Genomic DNA, 23,599 nt, shown 5'->3' with positions numbered 1-23,599 from the left:
TCTTATGTTTTTTCCACCTCTTTTGTTATTTTTCATTATCATCTTCTTTTTTCTTATTATTTTCCTCTTCGCCTTTCTTCAGGTTGGCCTCATCGGCATAGCTTTCAGCAAGTTAGGCCTGCCGCCGGAATATCTCTTCGGCATTCTCCTCCTAACCTTGTTGGGAAGCTTCATCAATATCCCTATCGGAGAAATGGAAGGCGGCGAGGTAGTTGACTCCAAAGAGGTTCGGTATTTCGGCGTTCGCTATCGGCTCCCCCAGATCTACCGGCGGCAAAAAACGGTGTTAGCCATCAACCTGGGCGGCGCCCTCATGCCATTGTTAATCTCAGTTTATCTGCTATACAAGATGTCTGATATCATTCCGGCCTTCGCAGCCACTCTCATTGTTACCGTGGTGGTCAGCCGTCTGGCCCGACCCATCCGGGGGGTGGGGATAGGCATTCCAGCTCTCATCCCGCCCCTGGTAGCGGCCCTGGCAGCATATCTGCTCGCCGCGCCGGAGTACCGGGCACCGGTAGCCTATATCTCTGGAACCCTCGGCACCCTCATCGGCGCCGACCTCCTGCGATTAAAAGATATTCGAAATATGGGAGCCCCGGTTGCCTCCATCGGCGGTGCCGGGACGTTCGACGGAGTCTTCTTGAGCGGCGTTATCGCCGTATTGTTGAGTTAAAGAAAACATGGCTCAGTCCTGCAATTCTACCCTGTCTGTTCGATTTCCAAACTCGCCGGTAGGATATATGTTTCTCGGGTTCCAGAACATATAACCGCTGGCCCCAAACTTCTCAGCGGCATTTATCTGGAGGCGCATCCGCTCTTCCTTGAAATCGCCGCCGCCAAAGGCATAGTCTCGAAAGGCCTGAAGCCAGGGCCGGAACTGCCTCGGCGAGGCGCCGGTCCGCTCCTGGGCCCGTTTCAGGGAAAGATAAACGATCTCATAAGGATTTTTCACCGGATTACGGTAGTTGGGAATGCCGTACTGATAGCCGGACGGATAGAGCATAGGCGAGACCAGATCCACGGCATTGACCAGCGGGACGATTTTCTGGCCGATGTCCGTGTCGTTGGCATTCCATAGGACATAGCCGAAGATATCAGCCGCTACCATGACATTGTAAGGCACCAGAGCCTTATAGGCCGCCTGCAGGAAGCCGGTAATGGCTTCGGTGCGACTATTCTCGTTGGCCGGTTGGGAATATCCCGTGCCCCGGTTATCGGGAAAGCGGATATAATCAAACTGTATTTCATCAAAACCGACTTCAGCGGCAATCTTGGCGATGGCAATGTTATAATCCCAGACCTCCTGGCGGAAGGGATCCACCCAACGCAGTTTCTCCCGATCGCGGAAGACGCCGCCGCCCTTGGCCTTGACAGCCCATTCCGGCTTCGCTGCGGCCAGCGGATCATCTTTAAAGACCACGATGCGGGCAATGAGATAGAGCCCCCGCTCCTTCAAATCGGCCACGGTAGCTTTGATATCCTTGATGAGAATGATTTTCTGCGCCCCGATGGCTTCGGCCAGCGGCAGGTCAATCTTAAAAGGGATAAAACCCCGATCTCCTTTAACATCTATGACCAGGGCATTCATCCGATTTCTTTCCAGGACCGTCAGGGCCGCCTCCCGCAGTTTTTTACTGGCGATGCCGTAGACGGTAAGATACAGGCCGGTCACCTTAAAAGGCTCCAGAGAGATCTCGCTGTGAGGGTTGCCCAATTCCGAAGGGGCCAGCTCCCTGGTTTTATATCCCGGGGCCCGCAGCCGTAGGTTTTCCCCGCTTCCCTCGAGACGGAATACCCCCTCGGAATCGGTGCGTACCGCCTGGTCACCCAAAGTCACCACGGCTCCAGCAATAGGGATCTGATTGTGGGCGTCAATAACCCGGCCCTCATAAGCCTGAGCAACTACGCTCAGACACGTGACGCCGATAAGAATCACCACCTCCATGAGCCTTTTCATCCCCGCCTCCCTTATGTTATCTGAAAGAATATGTTTCCGCTTTCCGTTTTAAAGATGTGGCAGCATGAACTCTCTCAATACCCGTTTGCTTAATCTTCCAATTAGGTACCAGACTAGTAAGTGCGGTGTCCCTTCTCCACTACTTTGCCGGAAATGATGGCAGCGAAATTCTTGACCCCGTCGCTATTGGTCATCAGGTAACGGGGTTGCGCCATAATCCCTTCGACTGAACTGGCCGGACGGCGCTCAATGCTGAAAGCGGCCCGATAGCCAGCCTTCCGGGCCGCTTGCTCAAGTTCGTGATCATAAATCCCGAAAGGCCAGGCCAATAGATCGACAACACAGCCAAAGCGTTTCTCCAAAATGACTTTGGATTTTACCAACTGCGTTTCTACCAGTCTTTGATAGTCTTCCGGTTTCAGCTTTTTCTTTTCATGCTTAAAGTTCGGATGCCAGAAAGTGTGCGACTGCACGTCAAACAGACCGGTCTGCTGCAATTCCTGCAACTGGGCCCAGGTCATGGCATAAGAGGCATTCGAAATGGCAGAAGGGTAGATAAAAAGGGTCACAGGAATATTATACCGCCGAACCAGGGGAAGCATATCGGTATAAACTGTCTTGTGGCCATCATCAGCCGTAATCGCCACTGACTTACTCGGCGGCGGGGAACCTTCACCGCGCAGGTAATCCACCAGGACCCGCAGCGGAATGACAATATAGCCGTTGTCCTGTAGCCACTGCAACTGCGCCTCAAAGACCCTCGTGCTTACGGTCATGCCATCGGCAACGGCAATGCCAAAACGGTGGTAGTTTAGCACCGGAACGCCTACCGGCTCCTGCGCCGCAGTTGATTCACAGCCACACCACACCGCTAACGCCAGGCAGGCAAAAAACAGGACTGTTCGACGCATCGATCGCTTCCCTTATATAAAAACAGTGAGCCGTGAGCCGTGAGCCGTGAGCAGCAAAAACATTATTGTGAGCAGCCGCCACGATTCTGTTTTTATGCTTCGTTGTGTTCGGCAGAACATGTGCACTTATATAAAAACAGTGAGCCGTGAGCCGTGAGCCATGAGCAGCAAAAACATTATTGTGAGCAGCCGCCACGATTCTGTTTTTATGCTTCGTTGTGTTCGGCAGAACATGTGGACTTATATAAAAACAGGTTATAGGTAAGGGGTAAGGGCAATCCGCTGAAAATCGACTGTTTCTCTGCTTCGCTGTGATTTTTAGCCATAAATACTTATGAGAATGCCTTCTTTGACAGGTCGATCTCCTGATTCATACCTCGTAGCGGGAATCGCAGATCGGCGTAAGCCAAAGCGCAGACCATCGTGCCTTAATCGGCATTCTCATGCTTCGTTGTGTGCCTCAGAACATATGGACATATAACATTGGCTGAGGTTCGAGGGCGGACGCCCCACTCGGTTGTGACAACAGCGCCAGGCTACCACATTTGAGGTAAAATGTCTCGGAAAATAGTGTGCTTAAGGAAAAATTAAAAAAGGTGGGATGAATCTTGGTCGGATCGGGTTTTATTGTCATCCTGAATATCCTGAGGAATCCTAACCTATCACCATGAAGAAATCAACAACCGGTGGTTCTTTAAAAATCGTCTCCGGCCATATCTTCGGCCCCCATACCGTTCCCGGCGCCCGCCGCTTCTTCCATCATCTGGTCTATCTCTTCGGCCCCCAAGTCTTCGCCGGTAGCGGCGGCCATGTCCTTCATAAAGCGGGCCATACTTTGGGGGTTGTTCTCATCCAGACCGCCTAAGCGGGCAGGATCGGCCAGGCGCTCCAGGCGCGTCTCTTCCGACAGGCGAACATTGACCCGGGAAAGCACCCTAGAGAGATTGCTGGCCCCGCATCGTTTGCAGACCGGAGTAAAAGGTTCCTTACGATGAAGAATTAAAAAACTGGAGACGGCTTTGCAGACCTGGCATTGATATTCGTAGATAGGCATCGATCAACAATTCCTCCCTGACATGTGTGCCCCGCTTCCCTCCGGATTCTCAAACCCGATCCTGAAAGCGGGATTTTTATAAACAACGCCCTTACCGGCTATTCGTGCTTTAATTCGAAACCCGCACCCGCATCCGTTCCAGGCGGAAGACCTCGGCCTGGGCCTCATCGTGGTATTTCTCCTGCGCTCCCAGATAGGTCAGAGCCTTGCGGAAATGAAAGAGGGCCGTGGGCAGATCTTTGGCCATGCGGCTGTGAAGACCTAAATAATAGTGCGCCGGTCCGAGGCGTTGCTTTTCCCCATAGAGGGCCCCCAGATTATAATAGACCTCGGTAAACGCAGGATTGATGCCATGCAATTTTTCAAAAAGAGGCAGGGCCTCGTCCACCTGACGGCGATCCTGGAGAATCAGCCCTAAATAATACAGGGAGACCTCATCCCGGGAATTGCGCTGCAGCAACTCTTTGAAAAGGGTCTGGGCCTCCTGCGGACGGTTCGATTCATAGTAAAAGATAGCCAGATCCCGTTTGATCATGTCGTTATACGGGTCCCGATTCAGGGCCTGTTGGTAAGCCTCGGCAGCCTTGCTGCGATCACCCAACCGCTTATAGATCAGGGCCAGAGAATATCGGTAAGGTACGTTGTCCGGCTCATGAGAGAGGCGTATGAGCAGCTCCCGCTTCATCCTCTGGGGATTGCCATACAAGGCCTCCATGCGCTGCCTGAAATAGGTAAAGGCCGGATTAATAGGACGCTCCTGATGGTTTAGCTCATAGGTGGCGTAGAGATGGGAGAGGTCTACGATACGGCTTTCCAGTTCCGGGTGAGTCTTTAAATAGACCGGGATATCAGAACCCTCAAACCAGCGTTGGCGTGCCATCTTTCGGAATACCGACATCATGTAGCGGGGATCGTAGCCCGCCTTGGTGGCCCATTTAAACCCCAGAGTGTCAGCCTCCCGTTCATCATCCCGGCTGTATTTGAGCATGGCGGTCTCCGCCCCGGCCATGGTGCCGGCCAGAATGGGCGCGGCCGCCGCACCGCCCAGCAGCACCGCCGCCAAGCCGCCGACTAGGGCGGCAATGTTGCCAAACTTGGCCTTATCCATACGCTTGGCCATGTGACGTTGATGAATATGGGTGATTTCATGGGCCAACACCCCGGCCAACTCATCCTCCCGTTCCATGATGCGGATAAGACCAGTATTCACAAAGACATAGCCGCCGGGTACGGCAAAGGCATTATAGGAAGGGTCTTCAATAATAAAAAAACGGAACTGGAAGGGCTGCGAACCTAACTGCTGGACCAGTTTTTGGCCTACAGCATTGATGTAGGAAGCCAGAAAGGGGTCCCGCACCACTGGATAATACTGCTGCAACTGGAGACAGAATTCCTCGCCGATCTGCTTCTCCTTCTCAATTGTCAAGCTGCCGAAAAAGCCAAAAGCAGCCGGTGGAAAAGCAAGCACCCAGCACAGCATGAGAGTGAACGGCGCCAGCAGTCTGCTTCGCCGCATTGACTGCATCATCAGGTCCACTCCTTGAAAAGATTAACCGTCCCGACCCTAAAAAATTTAACTTTCAGCACCCTGGACAATCGACTCAGGCGCAGATTGCCGGGGAGCTTCCAGCCAGAGTCCTTCAAGATCGTAGAATTCCCGCCATGGTTGATAAAAAATATGAATGATGACGTCGTTGCAGTCCAACAATATCCACCGCGCCTCCTGCGACCCTTCCACCCCCAAAGGCCTCAAACCGTGCTGCCGCATGACCGCTTCGACATGTTCGGCCAGAGCTTGCACCTGCCGATGCGAGGCACCGGAGCAGATGATAAAAAAGTCGGCAAAGGAGGACATCGGCCGAACATCCAGGACCACCACATCAATAGCCTTTTTTTCCCTAAGACTGTTGACGCATAAATCAACCTTCTCCTGAGCGCTTAAAGTGGATTTGCTCTCTGCCGTAAGGTTTCTCCCGTACCTATAGAGTTTCGTGGTCCAAATTCTTAGAAGAAATAATCGTTTTTTTAGATGCTAGATAATTGCCATGCTTCAATAATCATTCTTTAACCTTGAAATCACCTCTCTAGGGGTGAAGCTTGTATTCGCCCCCAGGATTGCTGCTCCCCCTGAGAATCATTTCTAAATAATTGCCAATACCTATCGGCCACCCACGAACCATGAAAATCATCTATGTTCTAATCTAACCATATACCTTATTATCCAATATAAACCGTCTTACCTCCTCCGGCAAGAGGAAACGCAGTGATTGCCCCCGACTAGCCAGGAGGCGGATGCGACTGGAAGAGATATCCAAATGGGTAGTAGGACGAAAATAAATACAATTACCGGACGAGTGTTGGAAAACTCTGGCATCCGCCTGATAGACACCCTGCGGGTCAACTTTGCGGCGTAAAATCCGTTCCAAATCGCAGGGGTCGTAGCCCGGCCGGTCTAATACAAAGAAATGAGAGAGGGTAAACAGGTCTTGATAATCTTTCCAGGTGTCGATCTCAAGCATGGCATCCAGACCGACAATGAAAAAAATCTCGACCTCGGAGCCAAATTGCCGACGAAAGAGCCGCAGGGTCTCAATGGAGTAAGACTTTTCCGGCCGCTGATTTTCGATATCTGAGACATCAAAATGCGGGATCTCAGCTACCGCCAGGCGGGTCATGGCCAGCCGGATGGCAAAAGGGGTTACTGTCTTGGTGTTCTTGTGGGGGGGCCGAGCCGCCGGAATAAACAGGAGGCGCTGCAACTGCAGAATCTCCACAGCTTCTTCAGCAGCCCGCAAGTGACCGTAATGAATCGGATTAAAAGTGCCCCCAAAAAGTCCCAGGCGCACGGTGCACCATCATTGTCGGATCTGTCCCGACCCATAAACGATAAATTTGGTGGTGGTCAGCTCTTCCAGGCTCATGGGCCCGAAGGCATGCAGTTTCGAGGTATTGATGCCGATCTCGGCGCCCAACCCCAACTCTCCGCCGTCGTTAAACCGGGTAGAAGCGTTCACCAGCACCACCGAAGAATCCACCTCATTCAAAAAGCGCTGGGCATGACCATAATTTTGCGTCACAATAGCTTCCGTATGATACGAGCCGTAGCGGGCGATATGATCTAGGGCGGCCTCCAGATCGGGAACAACTTTCACTGCTAGAATCAAGTCTGAAAATTCATAGCCCCAGTCAGTGGCAACGGCCGGCTTTACCTGGGGATCCAGTGCACAAGTCTCGGGACAACCCCGGAGCTCAACCCCTGCCTCCCGAAAACGGGCAAACATGCGGGGAATAAAACGCCGCGCCACATCCTGATGAATGAGCAGGGTTTCCATGGCGTTGCACACCCCCGGACGCTGCACCTTGGCATTGAAACAGATAGTTTCGGCCATCTCCAGATCGGCGTCGGCATCCACCAGGATATGGCAAACACCTTTGTAATGCTTCAGCACCGGGATACGGGAATTCTCCGCCACAAAACGAATCAGCCCCTCTCCCCCGCGCGGGATGACAATGTCGATCAGTTCATCAAGTTTCAACAGCTCCACCACCGCTTCCCGCTCCGTAGTGGGAATGACCTGCACGGCGGCCGCCGGAGCGCCGACCTCGGATAGGGCCTGCGCCATGAGGCGGCTGAGAGCCAGGTTAGAGCGGATGGCCTCTTTACCGCCCTTCAAGATGACTGCGTTACCGCTCTTGAGACATAACGCTCCGGCGTCAACCGTAACATTTGGCCGCGACTCGTAAATAAACCCGATTACCCCTAAAGGAATGCGCTGCCGTCCCACCAACAGGCCATTGGGACGCCGCCACATAGAAGTGACCGCCCCCACCGGATCAGGCAGGTGGATAACATCGTGGAGGCCCTGTACCATAGACTTAAGAACCTTATCGGACAAAGTGAGTCGATCAATAAAGGCCGCCGGATAATTCTGCTTTTTTGCCTCCACAATGTCCTTCTGGTTTTCTTCCTGGATAAGTTCCCTATGCTGTTCCAGACTCTGGGCCAAACCAGCCAGGGCCTGGTTTTTCACGGCGGTGGGCAGCACCGCCAAACTGCGAGCCGCCGCCTTGGCCTCCTGGGCCATATGCTTTACAACTGTAGCCATGTCCATAGTATCGGTCTTTCTTCGAGTGCTGAGTACAAAGCAAGCTGCCTTTACGACGATTCCGGAAAAATAACCATATTATCCCGGTGCACTACTTCATCATAGCCCTTATACCCCAGCGACTGCTGAATGTTGCAGGTCTGCAGACCCTTAATACAGGCTATGTCACTGGCAGAATAATTGCTGAGCCCGATGCCGATGACCTCCCCGCCCCGGTCCAAGAGACGAACCGCCGCTCCGGCACTGAAGCGGCCGTTGACCCCGATAATCCCAGCCGGCAACAGGCTCTTCCCCTGATACCGCAAAACCTGCCGGGCGCCATCGTCCACGACAATTTCCCCGGCCGGATTAGTAGTGTAAGCCAGCCAGTATTGCCGGCTGCTCAATTTGGCGGCGGGCGACAAAAATAAGGTCCCTTCTTCGGCTCCATCAAACAGCCGTTGGATAATGCGCGGCTTCAAGCCGTGGGCAATGATGGTGGGAATGCCGACGCTGGCGGCTTTTTTGGCCGCCTGAATCTTGCTGAACATCCCTCCGGAACCGATGATACCAGGTTGGCGACTGGCAGCGCGCTCCAACCGGAGATCGATTTTTTCGACCAGCGGAATTAATTTGGCCTCCGGGTGTAAGCGGGGATCCTGATCGTACAACCCATCGATATCCGTTAAAATGATCAAAAGACCGGCTTGAACGACGCTGCTGATCAGGGCCGAAAGATTATCGTTGTCCCCGAATTGAATCTCCTCTACTACCACCGTATCATTTTCGTTAATAACCGGCAGCACCTTCCAATTTAACAGGGTAAAGAGAGTGTTGCGGGCATTTAGATAGCGGCGCCGATTGGCCAGATCATTGCGGGTCAAGAGGATCTGCGCCACCTTGACACCGTGGCGGGCAAAGGCCTGCTCGTATTTTTGCATCAGCGTGGTCTGACCGATAGCAGCCACCGCCTGTTTCTGCGGGATTGACCTGGGCTTGGCCGTCAGACCGATCTTCTTGAAACCGGCGGCAATGGCACCTGAGGATACCAAGACAACCTCACGCCCTTCCCGGAGCAGGTGCGCCATAGTATCGGTCAATTCATCGATGGCCGCCTGATTCAAACCCTCAGCGGTAGTCATCACCGCACTGCCCACCTTGATGACCACCCTCCGGGTTCGGGCAATAATCTGACTTTGGAGAAGTTTCCTTTGACTAGGCTGCAACATCAGAAAGAGTTTCTAACTGGCACCAGATCATTTCTTCCAGACGCGCCACGCCCTGACCGGTGAGCGCCGAAAGGGCCAAACAGGGCCAACCGCACCGTTGTAAGGCGGCAATAACTGCCGGCAGCGGGAAATCTTGAGACAACAGATCGATTTTATTCAGGACCACCAGATACTTTTTGAGGAGCAGCTGAGGATCATACGTTCCCAGCTCTTTACGAATGAGCTCTACCGGAGCGCAGGGCGCCGTCGGGTCCAGCACGGAAGCATCCACCACCTGCAGGAGCAGGCGAGTACGCTGCACATGCCGCAGGAAACGGTCGCCTAGACCTTTGCCCAAATGGGCCCCGGTAATAAGTCCCGGAATATCGGCCACAATGATGGAATCATGTTCTTCATGCTGGATGACGCCTAAGTTGGGTTCTAAAGTAGAGAAAGGATGGCTCGAGCCACGGGCCTTGGAGGCCGTCAGCCTGGCAAGAAGCGTCGTCTTACCGGCATTGGGAGACCCGATGAGACCGACGTCAGCCAAAAGGTGTAATTCCAAGCGGAGCTGGCGCTGCTGCCCCGGCTCGCCTGATTGGGCAAAACGCGGCGAACGCAATCGAGAAGAACCGAAATGAGCATTACCTTTCCCCCCCCGTCCGCCTTGAGCCACTACGACGGTATCAGGCACTTTGACCAAATCCGCCAATAATTGCCCGCTGCCAGCATCGAGCACCATAGTACCGGGAGGGACAGGAATTTCCAAGTTGGCCCCATGTGCCCCTTTTTTTAACTGACCGCGGCCAGATTCGCCTTTTTGGGCCCGAAAGTGACGTTGATGGCGGAAATTGGCTAACGTCCGCAGCGAACTGCAGGCTACCAGGATGACATCGCCACCATCACCCCCATCACCCCCGTCCGGCGCTCCTCTAGGTTGAAAACGCCGCCGCTGAAAACTCACACAACCAGCACCGCCGCACCCGGCCTCAACAACGATATCGGCTTCATCGGCAAAGCGCCGTTGCGGCACGCTGTTCCCCTTTACGGTGTCGGATAGACGCTGACCCTTTTCCGGTTGCGGCCAAAAGCCTCGTAGGCTACCACCCCGGTAACCTTGGCAAACAGAGTGTAATCCCTGCCCATACCGACATTCTCTCCCGGATGAATACGGGTGCCCAATTGGCGAACCAAAATATTGCCGGCCTGGACCATTTGACCGCTAAAACGCTTGACGCCACGCCTCTGCCCATGACTGTCACGGCCGTTGCGGGAACTACCGCCGGCTTTTTTATGTGCCAAGACTATACCCTCCTCTCATAGTACGCTCGGTAGCCACGCCGCCATTACCCGACGACCGCTCCCACAGGACGCACTATTATGCTAACCTGATCTCTTTAACCTGCAAGGCGGTGTATTGCTGCCGATGTCCCTGTAAGCGCCGATAATCCTTGCGTCTCTTCTTCTTGAAGACCAGAATTTTTCTGGCCCGGCCCTGACGTAGGATCTGACCCCTAATGAAGGCGCCGTCAATCAGGGGCCGCCCTACTTGAAATTCATCCTCGGCCGCTACCAAAAGGACCTGGTCCAACGTGATATCGTCCCCTACTTCTCCTGCCAGACGCTCTACACGCAGCACGTCGCCGGGTTGCACCCGATACTGTTTCCCGCCGGTTTGAACGATTGCGTACACATTACCCTCCTCTAACATCAACAGGTTAATATAAATATTATTTTATCTACATGTCAAGTTTAAAGTTAATAATGCCGATACCATGAACATGTCTGGATCATACCCGGCAGACTGGCATAAGCCGGTCAAGACCCAGGAAAAATATTCTTACCATTAAAGGCAAAAATACTCGGCCCTGAGCCTGCTTGATGAGGCCGACATCTCCATACTTTGGAGAGGTTAACCTATTCATATTGCTCTGGATAAAGCAGATACGCCTACATTATCACATACTGAACCAAGTGCATAATACAAGGTGCCGATTTCTCCTCAATGAACATAATTTCTATATATTATCTAAAGGTTATGAGAATCAGGCCACTTTTTTGTTGACAATTATTGTGAAATGGGATACAAGGTAGGGCAATCTAAACAGTCATGATAAGTAACGCTGGTTGGAGGACCAAAAATAGTTAGCCGAATCTCTCATTCAGGGGAGAGCGGGGGAACCACATATATGGGTGAATCCCCAGCCTGTAAAGGCGGGGAGGGGCATGCTTTAGCTCTAACCTATAAGCTAACCACGTAGGCATTAAAGCAAGCTATTGAGGCGATCCACCGCGGGATCCTCGATTCATTCTCGTCCCGGCAACTTCCTTCTAAACCAGCACCCCCATTGTACCTATTCTGGGGGAAATGTCCCCAAGAATCGGGAGGAAGAGTATTCCTAAAAATTGAGCAGGGGTCAATTCGGAGGTAACCAATGAGAAAGATTATACTATTATCATTATTGGGTATATGTCTAGCGGTTTTTTCCGCTCCCCAACCCACAGTTTCTCTCACTATGGCGGTAGTCAAGGTAACAGCCTATTCCCACACCGGTAGAACGGCTTCCGGCGTGCGCGTGCAACCCGGCGTAGTTGCTCTCAGCCGCGATCTAGAGCGAACCCTCGATATGCAATTTGGCGAAAAAGTCAACTTGGAAGGTTTAGGAACCTTTACCTTCCATGACCGGATGGCGCGCTCTAAAAGGCAACAGGCTGACATCTGGTTTAAATCCCGTTCCAAGGCCGCTCGCTTCGGAGTGAAACGCAATATTTTACTCGTGAAAATGGTATAATGGGCGCGAACCTGGTAATCGCCTAATCCTGTTAGGCAGCTACTGCTTATCATTTCTAGAACACCGATAGGTGCGGCTCTTTGAGTGTAGCAGGGTGAATTATTTTAGACGCTCTACATAGGAGCCGGTGCGGGTATCCACCTTCAGGCGGTCCCCCACCTCTATGAACAAAGGCACCTGAATGACGGCGCCGGTTTCCATGGTGGCCGGTTTGTTGCCACCGCTGGCGGTGTCTCCCCGAAACCCGGGTTCGGTATGGCTCACCGTCAGCTCTACAAAAGTGGGCAATTCAACAGTTATGGGTTGGTTCTTGTAATAGATCACCTTGAGGTTTAAATTGTCCTGCAAAAAACCTTTGCCGTCACCCAATTGATCGGCGGTGAGCCAGATCTGTTCATATGTCTCGTTGTCCATAAAGCAGAAACGATCTTCTTCGCGATACAGATACTGCATATCTTTTTCCTGCAGGTCCGGCCGCTCGACTTTTTCTCCGGAGCGAAAGGTTTGGTCAACAACCCGACCATTGACCAAGTTTTTCAGCTTGGTGCGGACGAAGGCCCCACCCTTGCCAGGTTTGACATGCTGAAAATCAGCGATAAGGTAAGGTGTTCCCTCCCATTCGATCTTTAATCCCTTGCGAAAATCTGCCGTAGAATACATGATACCTCTTTCAATCCCGATGGTTTAGTGAAAAATATTAGGAGACTTGCAGCTTTCAGCTAATACAATACGCCGGGGAGTAGATTCACAATCTGGATGGATGATCGGTTATTCCCATCGTCGTAAGTTACCTCAATCAGCTTGCGGCTGAACTCCGAATTTCTAGATCAACGGCCGGTCCGTTTGCTTCTGGCCGTAGGATTGGGTGGGGGACCTAAGGCAGGCGCCTGGGTAACTTTCGGACCAGAACCCACCTCCGGTGCTAATTGATAGATCACTTCATTTTTCTTGATAAAATTAAGCTCTTTCCGGATTGTATCTTCGATAAATTCCCGATCGTTCTGTAAGCGATCGATAGTCTTCACCAGACGCTCATTTTCGTCTTTCAGACTGAGATTCGCCTGAAACAGACGCTCCCTCTCCTGCCGCAACTGATACAAATGATAGAGCCCTTTGTTACCGAAAAGCAATGTAGCTCCGAGAGCCAGGCCGAGGAGCGCCAACAGAACCCAGTAAAGCCTCCCTCCTGAAATCTTCTCCATGGGACTCGGGTTAGATCCACCGACAGGCGACTTGGACCCTCTCTTGGCATGCGGCAAGGCCATGGTTTATCCGTTAAACCGTTATAAATTGAGACTGCTGCGACAATCTAGGCTGAAAAGGCACGCACACCCCATTTCAACAGACAAAATCGGCTATTCGTACTACACCCTGCCCTAAGGTCTGGAAAATCAAAAGTTATTATAATTACTTATAAGTGCACATGTTCTCAAGAACACAACGAAGCATAAAAACAGAATCGGTGCGGCTGCTCACAATAATGTTTTTGCTGCTCACGGCTCACGGCTCACTGTTTTTATATAAGTTCACATGTTCTGCCGAACACAACGAAGCATAAAAACAGAATCGTGGCGGCTGCTCACAATAATGTTTTTGCTGCTCACGGCTCACGGCTCACGGCTCACTGTTTTTATACAAGTTACTCGCAAACCATGAAAATAAGACCGCAACGATCTGCTGATGTTGATCCGTTCAACTCGAACCTTGCAACTCGAAACTTATCTCCTAAATAAAATATATCATCACCTTAAGCTTCCAGTTCATGTATCGTCCGAGCTGAAAATTAAACCCTTTTCTAGATAATAATCGCAGAAAGAGGCGGCTGAGGTCAATCAAAATCTGCTCTTAGTGTTCAGATTTTGGGTTAAAATTTAGGAAGTTGCAATACTGCCAGCACCCGCATCCAGAATTTGCTCTCTTCGGCTGACTCATAAGTGGACGTTCGATCCTTGAAACTGAAGGATATCGGAGAATTTTAGCCGTCCGGATAAAACATTGGCTCACCGGGATGGCGGCTTCTCCTCCCCGTTGGGAACCTCACCGGCCTCAGGAATACCGGGTTTTAGCCGCCTCCTGATTCTCTCTGATTGGGCCTGAAACCGCTCATTTAAGATCTCAAATCCTTCTTCCAGGGATGGGGCCATCACCACGGTTTCGCCTTTGCAAACCAAAAGTCTTTTCAATTGCGGAATCTTCAATTTGCCCGCAGCCTTGAGATAAACCGGCTGGATATAGACAATAGATCCATCTACCGGCAGAACAACTATATTTCCCCGCTCCACTTGCGATCCCATCTGGTTCCAGAGGGTGAATTGCTCGGCTACCCTGGTGTCCTGATTAATCATGGCATCCACCTGGGAAGGTCCATGTATCAGAGACCCCCTGGGGAAGCTATAGATAATGATCTTGCCGTAGTTTGGCTCGTCGCAGCCCACTACACACAGCGACCTCAGGTTGGCCCTGGCTTTGGGTGTCATGGGGCAGAGCAGCAGGAAATCCATCCGCCGGGGATCGATGATATTGAGGCTGAGGTAGTAGGGGTTCATTCTCCTGAGTCTGCTGCCCATCCCTGCTTCCGGAAACTCCCACATATCCTCCTGTTTGTAGAATTCTTCCACGTCATATTGATGGTACTTGCTGTAAACGCCCATTTGGACGTCGAAAAAATCTTTTGGATAGCGGACATGCCCCTTTAGCCCTTCCGGCAGCTCCTCCAGGTTTTTCAACAGGCCCGGATAAATGCGCCGATAAGCCTGAATGACTGGATCTTGCGGGTCGGCGACATAGTAATCCACACTTCCGTCATAGGCATCGATTACGATCTTGACAGAATTGCGGATGTAGTTAAATCCCGACTCACATGGTTGGGCTCCGGGATAGCGGTCAGAGGTGATATAGGCATCTTGCAGCCAAAACAATCCCTTCGGCGTCACTACCACATACGGATCCTTATCCATAGTAAAGAAAGGCGTCAGGGCCTTGACCCGCTCTACAATGTTGCGTCGAAAGAGCATCCGGCTGTCACGGTTGGTCTTCGTAGTAAAGAAAATATCTTTCTCGCCAAAATAGAGCGCAAAAATCAGCTTGCGGAAGAGATTCGATACCTGCACGTCTCCCTTGCCAAGGTAATTGACTATCGAAATTGTGTCCGCGGTCGGATAACCCATCTCACCGCTATCATTGGGAGCAATAGCCGGGCCGTATTTTGCCCTGCCGTAATAGATGGCGGGTTCGTCTATCTGAAAGCCGTAGGCCGACGTCGGCGGAATTCCTTGAATGAACCAGGTCATAGGTTCATCCCCGGCCTGGGCCGCCGGAACCATGACCACGCCGCAGCCATGGGTATATTTCAGCCGCTCATTTACCCAATTTCGGGCGCCCTCGGGCAGTTCTTGCAGATTCAGCTCCCGAGCAGCCAGAAACACCTGTTGATGCAGGCCGTTGACATTATACCGATCCACACTCACGCCGGTAAAATCATAGTAGGTCCGCAGTTGTTCCAGTTGTTCAAAGACGTCTCCGAGCACTTCCTTATCCCACACCGGAATATTCCTCAGATTGGCCTTGATCTGGGGCGCTTTATCGTCCCAGGGAAGATCATCCAGGGAAAATTCCCGGATTTCCACCTCGTGCAAATTGTAGGCCCTCAGAGTTGCAGCAATATTTTTTTCAATAAAATCTTTCTCACGACTGATCTCATTCGGTTTGACAATATATTTTTGCACAGCATTGGAGAGCGACTGGGAATACCGGGCTCCCAGGGCCAATACTAGAATGATGCCAGCCACCGCCAGAGGTTTCAGACCCCGGCGCGTATGGATGTAGTAGAGCAGACAACAGACTAAACCGATAAGCCCAGCCAGAGAAATATATATCAGGGGCAAAATCACCCGCATCTCAACAAAACCGGGGCCATAAAAGAGAGGGGCGTGGTTTGTCTCGTAAAGCAGTTCATAGCGTTGCAGAAATAACTTCCAGGCAGCCAGGCCGAAGAGCAGGCATAGCAAGAGACTTAGATGAATCCTGGCACCCTTTGGCAGATGCAGTTCCTGTCTGGCCAGCAGGCGGCGCTCCAGCCAATACAGGAGCAACAGGCCGCTGGTAAGGAGTAGCAGCGCCACCAACATCTCATTCAATAAAAGCTGATATATTGGGAGAGAAAAGAAATAATAGCTGATATCCACGCCAAAGTACGGGTCTTGAAACCCTGCGGGTTGGCTAAAGACATATAACAGGGCGGCATCCCATTTTTTATAGAGCGGCCAGGCCACCAGCACAGCCAGAGCTAAACTGAAAGGTCCATAGACCCTCAGAGAACCGACGCGGAAGTGGCGGACCAGTTCCCGGTACTTCGATCTTGCCTGATCAGTGGGCATCGGCGGCTCCACATTGCCTAAGTATCTCGAGCCGATCCAGAAATTAAGGAAGAAGGTACAAAAGAACAGCAGAGTGAAAGCAGCAAAAATAAGATATTGGTAACCCAGGCGCAACCAGAAATACTTTTCATACCCCAGAGAACGGAACCACCACAAATCCACCATGAATTCGGTAAACAGCACGGCAAAAAGAAAATAACCCACCACGAAAAGCAACCCACCGATCAGTAGTGTCAAAAGCCACCGCTTCAATCGCTGCATTATACCTTCTCTCCTTGCCTCATCCTGCTTCAGTTCTGCAATCGGTTTAACCCCGTTTAACCATACGGCAATGTTATATTGTATTGCACGCACGTCCGCAAGACAATTTCAAATCCGAAAATTAAGCTGCATTCCCATGAAAAATTTTGCTATTTTGATATATTGAACCAGGTTAAGGGGCCGCCAATAGTTGGGACGCCCACCAAGGGCCGTCCCTATAGAGATTATTTTCATGGTTTGCGGGTGATTTATCGGTTATGACAATTAGGTATAATAATGCGTCAGCGACATTTTGGTTGTGAAGTCTATGTTTATCAAAAATAAAGTTGGCATGAAATTAATGGGGGTCAACCTGGCCTCCCTGTTGTTCGCCCTGATCGGCCTGTTAATCGTTATCCAATACCTGGCGGCGGAACAGATCTTAACCTGGCACCGCCAACAGGTGGAGTTGGTGGCCAGCCTGGTATTGGCCGATTATCGCGGCAAAAACCAGCGGGTGGTGCAGTACGCCGACATTCTGGCCAACAATGTTAATTATGGCGAGCTCCTCTATTACAATGAGATCGAGAAACTGGCCCGGTTGGCCAGCCATCAGATGCGGGAGGTGGGCCTGAATATTCTCACCATCACTGACCGACGGGGGGTTATTGCAGTGCGGGTGCATGCTCCGCGCGCCATCGGGGTTGACATCTCCGGCAACCCGCTGATCAAAGCGGCCCTGAAAGGCAAGCGCAGCAGCCGCATGACCCAGTGGAAAGATAGCATTTCCCTGAGTGCCGCGGCTCCACTCTATTACAATGATGAGGTGGTGGGAGTAGTGCTCACCGGCATGTTAGTAGACAAAAGTTTTGTGGAATCCCTCTCCCAAGGCACCGGAGCTGAAGTAGCCATCTTCTTCGCTGATCATCCAGTAGTCAATTCTTTTAAGGACCTGCCCGAATCCGCCTTCCAGGTTTTGAAATTCGGCAAAAATAGAGCTGCGGTAGGATTAGACCGGATCCAGAGCCTCGTTTTAGGCAATAAGAAATATACGCTTAACTTTTTGCCCTTGGAACAGGAAGAACAACCCTGGGAAAACCTCTTGGTCGTCGGAGTGAGCCAGGACCAGGTGAACGCCGCCGAAAGGGCCCTGCACCTGGTTATCTTCAGCGTCGGCGGGGGTGCTGCCCTGGTTGGCCTCTCCCTCAGTTTCCTGCTTTCGTTAGGTATGCGCCGCCAGATCTTTCATCTGGCCGAGGGCACTCGCCGGGCGGCGCAGGAGGAATTGGCCGGTGATATCCCGGTTACCAACCGGGATGAACTAGGAGAATTGGCCGAGTCCTTCAACGCCATGACCCGGGCCCTGCGGGAAAAAACCCGCCTCCTGCAGGAAGAACGGGATCGCATTGCGGCCAATGCCGATTTCCTTTCAATGATCGTCCATGATATTAAGGCCCCCCTCACCGGCGTGCGGCTGACCATCGAAACCTTGCAGGATGAATCGCTTCCTCCCGAGATCAGCCATAAATTGCAGGGCATTATTGAAAGCAGTGAGGCGCTGTTGTTACACCTGCACAACGTTTTAGACATCTCCCGCTATGAATCAGGCCAACTAAAACTCCAACCCGAAGAAGTATATTTGGACTTCACTATTCAGCGGCTTATCAATCAATATTCCAACATGGCCAACAATCAAGGGATTACCTTGCAGGCACTGATACCGCCCACCCTGCCGCCGGTGTGGGCTGATGAACGCTACCTCGAAAGGGTGTTGTTCAACCTCATCGCCAACGCCCTGGAGGCCACTTCACCCGGCGGCCGGATAGAGATTGCCGCCCGGTCCCTGACTCTGGATAACGGCGCCGCCGCCGTCGAAATCATCGTCGGCGATACCGGCTGTGGTCTAGACCCGGATGACCTTAAAAATCTATTCCAGAAATATCCCGGGCGAGGAAGCTACAGTCGCAAACACCGCGCCGGCGGCTCCGGTTTGGGACTCTATATCTGCAAGACCATCGTGGAGGCTCACCACGGTCAGATCTGGGCCGAAAGCCAGCCCGGTCAGGGAATGAAAATGCATCTGGTGCTGCCTTGCGGAGATATCACCGGATCAGACCAATCTCTGCCACCAGACTCCCAGATTGAAGACAATCTCTAAACCGACGCCGCTTTCTTGTCAAAAAGATAGGGAATTCCGGGAAAATTAATCCCTAATATTTAATGCATTATAACCGAAAGGATTGTAACCTCTCTTAATCTCTCGCTGTTTTGACGCGCCCTGGCCTTTTCTCTTGTATGGCATCTTGCTTGCAGAGAAATTTTTTATTATGATGTATCGAGGAGGGGAGAATCCATGGCCGTCAAGGTTCTTGTTGTTGATGATGACCAGTGGACTCGAATGGCACTGGAAGATATATTACGCCGTGCCGGGTATGAAGTGAAATCTTTAGCCTCGGGTTTAGGTTTGGAAGACATGTTGTCCGGGGAGAGTTTTGCCGCGGCAATTATCGACTACCACCTGCCCATTAGCAACGGTCTAGAAATTGCTCAAAGTTTGCGGGAGAGGTGGCCAGACTGCCGCACCATTTTGATCTCCTCGGAATATCAACCCTGGCGCCACGCCGAAGGACTGCCGGCCGTAGTAGATCGTTTCCTCATCAAGCCTTTTTCCAAATCCGATCTCCTGGAGGTCATGACGGCTCTATGCCCGCCGCCAGAACCGAGAATCGCCTGAGATCCCCAGCACCGACTTGACAACAACTCTTTCCAAACTCGTCTCTACCTATATTCAAACCCATCGCCTCATCCAACCCCACGATCGCGTCCTGGTGGGAGTCTCGGGCGGACCTGATTCAACCGCCCTGCTGCATCTGCTGCACCGGCTAGCACCCGGTTGGCCGATTTCCCTGGGAGTGGCGCATTTTGACCATAAGTTGCGAGGGGCTGACTCTCAAGACGACGCTGCCTGGGTGGCAAAATTGGCCGAAGCCCTGAAACTGCCTTTTTTCCACGGTGAGGGAGATGTCAGGCGTCATGCCCAACAGGAAAAAATCTCGGTGCAGATGGCGGCCCGCCAACTACGGCTAAAATTTTTCCACACGATTAGGCAGCGGCATCACTATCACAAACTGGCCCTCGGTCATACCGCGGATGACCAACTAGAACTATTTTTCTTAAGGTTGCTGCGCGGCAGCGGCCCGGAGGGATTAAAGGGCATGTGGCCGCAGAGTCCGACAGGTATCATCCGGCCGCTGTTAGGAACTCCCAAGACCCGGATTTTGGCCTGGCTGGCTTCCTGCCAGCTTCCTTTCCGGGAGGACGCCAGCAACCTGAGTCGACATTACCGCCGCAATCAACTGCGGTTGGACCTGCTGCCGCAACTCCTGTCCTATAATCCCCGACTGCCGGCGGCGGTGGAACACCTCCAGGCATTACTTCAGGAACAGGAAGAATATCTCAGCCAGGAGGCGGCTATTAACCTGGACCGGCTTAAGACCGCCGCCGCCGCTTGCCCGAGTCTGCCAGTAGATGGACTGTTAGCCCTCCCGCCGGCCATACAGCGAAGGGTGCTGCGCCTGGCCCTGGCCCAGGCCGGGGTCGACCTGAACCGTCTGACCTTCGATCATGTAGAAGCCGCTCGGAAACTAGCTCAACGTCCCCAACCGGCCGGAGAAATATCCCTACCGGGTGGCTGGCGGCTGGTGCGCCAATATTCCGAGCTTCAGTTCACCAAGGAATCCCCGGTCCCAACACCCTGGTCAGAATTCATCCTCCCGGAGCAAGGGGGTGGCATGCTTAACGCCCTCGGTCGCACCTTCACCTGGACCAGCGAGTTGCCAGCCGAAAACTATGATTTCTCCTCTGCCCATCCTTCTATCGCCCTGATGGACCAACAGCGCTTGGATTTTCCCTTACGGTTGCGCACCTTCCGGCCCGGTGACCGGTTTCAGCCCTTGGGAATGACCGGCGTCAAAAAACTGCAGGATTTTTTCGTGGATGCCAAGGTCCCCCGACAAGAGCGCCCTTTTATCCCCCTGCTGCTGAGTCGGGAGCAGATCATCTGGGTGGTCGGCTACCGGCTGGCCGAGACAGTAAAAATTACTGCCGAAACGCACCAGATCTTCAAGGTGGAAGCGCGAGCTATCCGAGAACATACCCCTTAATCCTCCACACTTCTAATGCTGGGCCGGGGCCGGGAAAACTGCTCAATCGTTGCCAGAACGGCTTAAACATGTTCTAATGGGAAGCGAGTACAGGAGAACTTAACAACCCATGCTGCGTTACCTGATAAACCGCATTCTCTTGCTGATTCCCATGTTCCTCGGAATCACGCTGGTTTCTTTCGTAGTGATCCATCTGGCCCCCGGCTCTCCCACGGACCTGCAGACCATGATGAACCCCAAGGCCTCTCTGGAGGCCCAGAAGCGACTGCGGGAACTCTATGGCCTGGACAAACCGCTGCACCTACAGTACGTCGACTGGCTATCCCGGCTGGCCCGCCTGGATTTGGGCCGTTCGTTCTCTCCTGATGGCCGCCCGGTCTGGGACAAAATCAGGGAGCGTCTGCCTGTCACCATTACTATTAATCTCCTGGCCATGCTGTTGATTCTGGCGATAGCCATCCCTATCGGGGTCATCGCCGCCACTCACCCTCATTCCTGGTTCGACCGGGGTACCACCCTGTTCGTCTTTCTCGGTTTCGCCATGCCCAGTTTCTGGCTGGCCTTGCTGTTGATGATGTTCTTCGGGGTCTATCTGGACTGGCTGCCTCTTTCCGGGTTGACCTCGCTGTTCTATGAGCGCTTCACCTTCTGGGAAAAAATCCGCGATCTGGCAGAGCACCTGACCCTGCCGGTATTGGTTTCGGCTTTCGGCGGTTTGGCCGGCATGTCGCGCTATATGCGGGGCAATATGTTGGAAGTCATCCGCCAGGATTATATTACCACCGCTCGGGCCAAGGGCCTGGCCGAACGCACGGTAATCTTCAAACACGCTATGCGCAACGCCCTCATGCCGGTAGTAACTATCTTGGGATTATCGGTACCCGGCTTGATCGGCGGCAGCGTCATCTTTGAGTCCATCTTCGCCATCCCGGGTATGGGGCAACTGTTCTACGGCGCCGTCATGTCCCGGGACTACCCCCTGGTCATGGGCGAACTGGTCATCGGCGCGGTCTTGACCCTTTTTGGCAACCTCCTGGCAGATATTTCCTACGCCCTGGTTGACCCCCGTCTACGGGTGGGCTAACGTACAGGTAAACTAAAGGATGGGAGGCTCTTATCCCGGATAATTCAATTAAATAGCATCTGACCGGTGGGCCAGGTTTTCCAGGCTGCGCAAAGAACAGGCCGTTTTTGGTCAAATCTTATCATCTATGATATTTTAATAGCTTATCCAGAACTTTCTAAACCTCATGCATAAAGCGGATTATGAACTGCGCTGAACTGGTGCGAGATGACTGAGACGTCTATGTGGACAGAGGATTGGCCCCCAACCTACGAGGAAGCCCGCCGGCTTCAGGCGCTCCTGCGCTCCCAGGTGAGGTTGGCCCCCTTGCCCCATCCACCGCGGCTGCTAGCCGGGGTTGATGTCTCCTATTCCAAGGCCGAAAGAAAAATCTTCGGATCAATAGTGATCATGAACTTTCCAGAGATGACGGTTGTGGAAACTGCGGGGATGACTGGCGAGGAACGCTTTCCTTATATTCCCGGTCTGTTGAGCTTTCGCGAGGCCCCTATCCTGCTTGAGGCGTTAGCCAAAATCCAACACCGTCCCGAATTGATCCTGGTAGATGGCCAAGGCATAGCTCATCCTCGCGGGCTGGGTCTGGCTTCGCACCTGGGGCTGTTATCTGGAATTCCGACTATCGGCTGTGCCAAGAGTCGCTTATGGGGTGACTTCGATACTTTGGGAGACCAAGCAGGAAGCTGCCGCCCCCTATCCTGGCATGGTCAGCAGCTTGGCTGGGTACTGCGTTCGAAAAACAACTGTCGGCCGCTCTTTATTTCTCCGGGACATCTGGTAACAATGGCCGAATCGCTCACCATTGTCCGGCTCTGCCTTAGAAAATATCGGCTCCCCCTCCCTCTACGGGAGGCCCACCTCTTGAGCAACACCATTCGCCGACAAGAAATCTCTCCCCCCTCGAGACGTCACAGATAGGGATCTTTCAGAGCCAAAAACATCGGCTGCAACGGTTCATAATTGTATGACACCGCTCTCTGCCCGAGACGGCAGACACAGGTGTTATAGTTGTTACATCTCTTCAGTTGCGGATTCCATTCCAGCCAGAGGCAATTCTGACAAACTCCCTGTATTTCTTTATTAATACACATGACCCCCATTTTCTCTAACGCCGGCATCTATCCTTTACCTTTTTCAGCTCCCAGTTATCGGCCGTCAACTAAAACAACCATTCAACCTGGCCAAATCTCCCCTTTGCGCCGACAGCCGAATACTTATTTTTAAAAGTCTGCCAACAGGCTTTCTAAACTCTACACTAATATGCAATGAATATTAAACTTAGTCAAGTGAAATAATTCCCACAGGCGAATAATTTTATCATCTTTAAAAAGAGTATTGATTACCGATTGTTGCCGTTTTACCCGGATTACCTCTTCTCAGACTAATTTAACATCAAAGTTAGAGTTTAGAACAGATGACTTAAAGAAGGTGGAACAGGCTTTCGGCCTGTTCAATATTGCACAGGCGGGACGCCTGTGCCACCGAAAGTTTTCCAATTACTCTATATTTGACATCAAATTAGTATCAGGCGTCGCCAGCACATTTTTATTGACTTTCACTCAGCTTCGGATTAGCCTAAATTGATTATAGAAAACCTCTCAGCCGGATTGAGGGGATATTCTGTCGCGGCGGTCGGGCTGGAACTCGACTCCATCATAAATCGCAGAGAATTAACCGGGTAATGCGGTCCCAGGCCGAGACCTTGTTACCGAAAATACTTTAGCTCTAA

The 23,599-nt window shown here is 52.2% G+C and carries 22 protein-coding genes and 1 riboswitch; of the genes, 7 read left to right on the top strand and 15 right to left on the bottom strand.

The genetic code is table 11. The features are described 5' to 3' along the window. Positions 1–4: 4 nt before the first annotated feature. Positions 5–676 (top strand): DUF1614 domain-containing protein, encoded by a 672-nt coding sequence (locus DESAC_RS06875; RefSeq protein WP_013706347.1) that lies wholly within the window; start codon positions 5–7, stop codon positions 674–676. 12 nt (positions 677–688) lie between these two features. Here the strand turns inward: DESAC_RS06875 and DESAC_RS06870 are convergent, their stop codons facing one another. The 11 genes from DESAC_RS06870 to rplU all read right to left on the bottom strand — a co-directional run bounded on the left by DESAC_RS06870 (position 689) and on the right by rplU (position 10,911). After that, positions 689–1,960 carry a putative glycoside hydrolase gene (locus tag DESAC_RS06870; protein ID WP_013706346.1) on the bottom strand — a complete coding sequence of 424 codons (1,272 nt, stop codon included), beginning with the start codon at positions 1,958–1,960 and terminating at the stop codon, positions 689–691. Positions 1,961–2,073: 113 nt separating this feature from the next. Continuing rightward, complete coding sequence (locus DESAC_RS06865) at positions 2,074–2,871, bottom strand: polysaccharide deacetylase family protein (protein ID WP_013706345.1); 798 nt, start codon at positions 2,869–2,871, stop codon at positions 2,074–2,076. Between the two features lie 694 nt (positions 2,872–3,565). After that, positions 3,566–3,925 carry an FmdB family zinc ribbon protein gene (locus tag DESAC_RS06860; RefSeq protein WP_013706343.1) on the bottom strand — a complete coding sequence of 120 codons (360 nt, stop codon included), beginning with the start codon at positions 3,923–3,925 and terminating at the stop codon, positions 3,566–3,568. A gap of 109 nt (positions 3,926–4,034) precedes the next feature. Further along, positions 4,035–5,453, bottom strand: a complete 1,419-nt coding sequence (locus DESAC_RS06855; protein ID WP_013706342.1) for a M48 family metallopeptidase — start codon at positions 5,451–5,453, stop codon at positions 4,035–4,037. 45 nt (positions 5,454–5,498) lie between these two features. Beyond that, on the bottom strand, positions 5,499–5,927 hold the full coding sequence (gene rsfS / locus DESAC_RS06850; protein WP_083800232.1) for a ribosome silencing factor: 429 nt from the start codon (positions 5,925–5,927) through the stop codon (positions 5,499–5,501). Between the two features lie 199 nt (positions 5,928–6,126). After that, positions 6,127–6,771, bottom strand: a complete 645-nt coding sequence (gene nadD / locus DESAC_RS06845; protein ID WP_013706341.1) for a nicotinate-nucleotide adenylyltransferase — start codon at positions 6,769–6,771, stop codon at positions 6,127–6,129. 9 nt (positions 6,772–6,780) lie between these two features. Then, positions 6,781–8,037: a glutamate-5-semialdehyde dehydrogenase gene (locus tag DESAC_RS06840; RefSeq protein ID WP_013706340.1), complete on the bottom strand. Its 1,257-nt coding sequence runs from the start codon at positions 8,035–8,037 to the stop codon at positions 6,781–6,783. Between the two features lie 44 nt (positions 8,038–8,081). After that, positions 8,082–9,239: a glutamate 5-kinase gene (proB, locus tag DESAC_RS06835; protein ID WP_013706339.1), complete on the bottom strand. Its 1,158-nt coding sequence runs from the start codon at positions 9,237–9,239 to the stop codon at positions 8,082–8,084. Next, on the bottom strand, positions 9,226–10,251 hold the full coding sequence (cgtA, locus tag DESAC_RS06830) for an Obg family GTPase CgtA (protein ID WP_013706338.1): 1,026 nt from the start codon (positions 10,249–10,251) through the stop codon (positions 9,226–9,228). Before cgtA ends, proB begins: the two co-directional genes overlap by 14 nt. A gap of 11 nt (positions 10,252–10,262) precedes the next feature. Next, positions 10,263–10,520: a 50S ribosomal protein L27 gene (gene rpmA / locus DESAC_RS06825; protein ID WP_013706337.1), complete on the bottom strand. Its 258-nt coding sequence runs from the start codon at positions 10,518–10,520 to the stop codon at positions 10,263–10,265. Between the two features lie 76 nt (positions 10,521–10,596). Further along, positions 10,597–10,911 carry a 50S ribosomal protein L21 gene (gene rplU, locus DESAC_RS06820; RefSeq protein ID WP_013706336.1) on the bottom strand — a complete coding sequence of 105 codons (315 nt, stop codon included), beginning with the start codon at positions 10,909–10,911 and terminating at the stop codon, positions 10,597–10,599. A gap of 444 nt (positions 10,912–11,355) precedes the next feature. Further along, positions 11,356–11,497, top strand: a riboswitch (cyclic di-AMP (ydaO/yuaA leader). A gap of 156 nt (positions 11,498–11,653) precedes the next feature. Between rplU and DESAC_RS06815 the strand changes: the two genes are divergently transcribed. Next, positions 11,654–12,010 carry a 3D domain-containing protein gene (locus DESAC_RS06815; RefSeq protein ID WP_013706335.1) on the top strand — a complete coding sequence of 119 codons (357 nt, stop codon included), beginning with the start codon at positions 11,654–11,656 and terminating at the stop codon, positions 12,008–12,010. A 99-nt stretch (positions 12,011–12,109) separates the two neighbouring features. On the opposite strand, the gene efp is transcribed toward DESAC_RS06815, so the two are convergent. The 3 genes from efp to DESAC_RS06800 form a co-directional block, all read right to left on the bottom strand. Beyond that, positions 12,110–12,670: an elongation factor P gene (efp, locus tag DESAC_RS06810; RefSeq protein WP_013706334.1), complete on the bottom strand. Its 561-nt coding sequence runs from the start codon at positions 12,668–12,670 to the stop codon at positions 12,110–12,112. A gap of 167 nt (positions 12,671–12,837) precedes the next feature. Further along, positions 12,838–13,275 carry an FtsB family cell division protein gene (locus DESAC_RS15185; RefSeq protein WP_013706333.1) on the bottom strand — a complete coding sequence of 146 codons (438 nt, stop codon included), beginning with the start codon at positions 13,273–13,275 and terminating at the stop codon, positions 12,838–12,840. Between the two features lie 735 nt (positions 13,276–14,010). Then, positions 14,011–16,638 (bottom strand): UPF0182 family protein, encoded by a 2,628-nt coding sequence (locus tag DESAC_RS06800; protein WP_373419368.1) that lies wholly within the window; start codon positions 16,636–16,638, stop codon positions 14,011–14,013. Between the two features lie 316 nt (positions 16,639–16,954). On the opposite strand from DESAC_RS06800, the gene DESAC_RS06795 reads away from it, so the two are divergent. From DESAC_RS06795 to nfi, 5 genes are all read left to right on the top strand, one after another. After that, on the top strand, positions 16,955–18,784 hold the full coding sequence (locus DESAC_RS06795) for a HAMP domain-containing sensor histidine kinase (RefSeq protein WP_013706331.1): 1,830 nt from the start codon (positions 16,955–16,957) through the stop codon (positions 18,782–18,784). Positions 18,785–18,979: 195 nt separating this feature from the next. Continuing rightward, positions 18,980–19,360 (top strand): response regulator, encoded by a 381-nt coding sequence (locus DESAC_RS06790; protein WP_013706330.1) that lies wholly within the window; start codon positions 18,980–18,982, stop codon positions 19,358–19,360. 16 nt (positions 19,361–19,376) lie between these two features. Next, complete coding sequence (tilS, locus tag DESAC_RS06785; RefSeq protein WP_013706329.1) at positions 19,377–20,789, top strand: tRNA lysidine(34) synthetase TilS; 1,413 nt, start codon at positions 19,377–19,379, stop codon at positions 20,787–20,789. A gap of 109 nt (positions 20,790–20,898) precedes the next feature. After that, positions 20,899–21,873, top strand: coding sequence for an ABC transporter permease (locus DESAC_RS06780; RefSeq protein ID WP_013706328.1), 975 nt, complete (start codon positions 20,899–20,901; stop codon positions 21,871–21,873). Between the two features lie 222 nt (positions 21,874–22,095). Further along, the gene (nfi, locus tag DESAC_RS06775; RefSeq protein ID WP_013706327.1) at positions 22,096–22,788 is read left to right on the top strand and encodes a deoxyribonuclease V; all 693 of its coding nucleotides are present in this window, start codon (positions 22,096–22,098) and stop codon (positions 22,786–22,788) included. Here the strand turns inward: nfi and DESAC_RS06770 are convergent. After that, on the bottom strand, positions 22,779–22,988 hold the full coding sequence (locus tag DESAC_RS06770) for a hypothetical protein (protein ID WP_013706326.1): 210 nt from the start codon (positions 22,986–22,988) through the stop codon (positions 22,779–22,781). The genes nfi and DESAC_RS06770 overlap by 10 nt on opposite strands. Positions 22,989–23,599 lie beyond the last annotated feature (611 nt).

The organism is Desulfobacca acetoxidans DSM 11109, from assembly GCF_000195295.1.
In the GTDB taxonomy this organism is placed as follows: Bacteria; Desulfobacterota; Desulfobaccia; order Desulfobaccales; family Desulfobaccaceae; genus Desulfobacca; species Desulfobacca acetoxidans.
The sequence above is the reverse complement of the archived record's forward strand: the minus strand, read 5'-3'. Positions and strand labels throughout refer to the sequence as shown.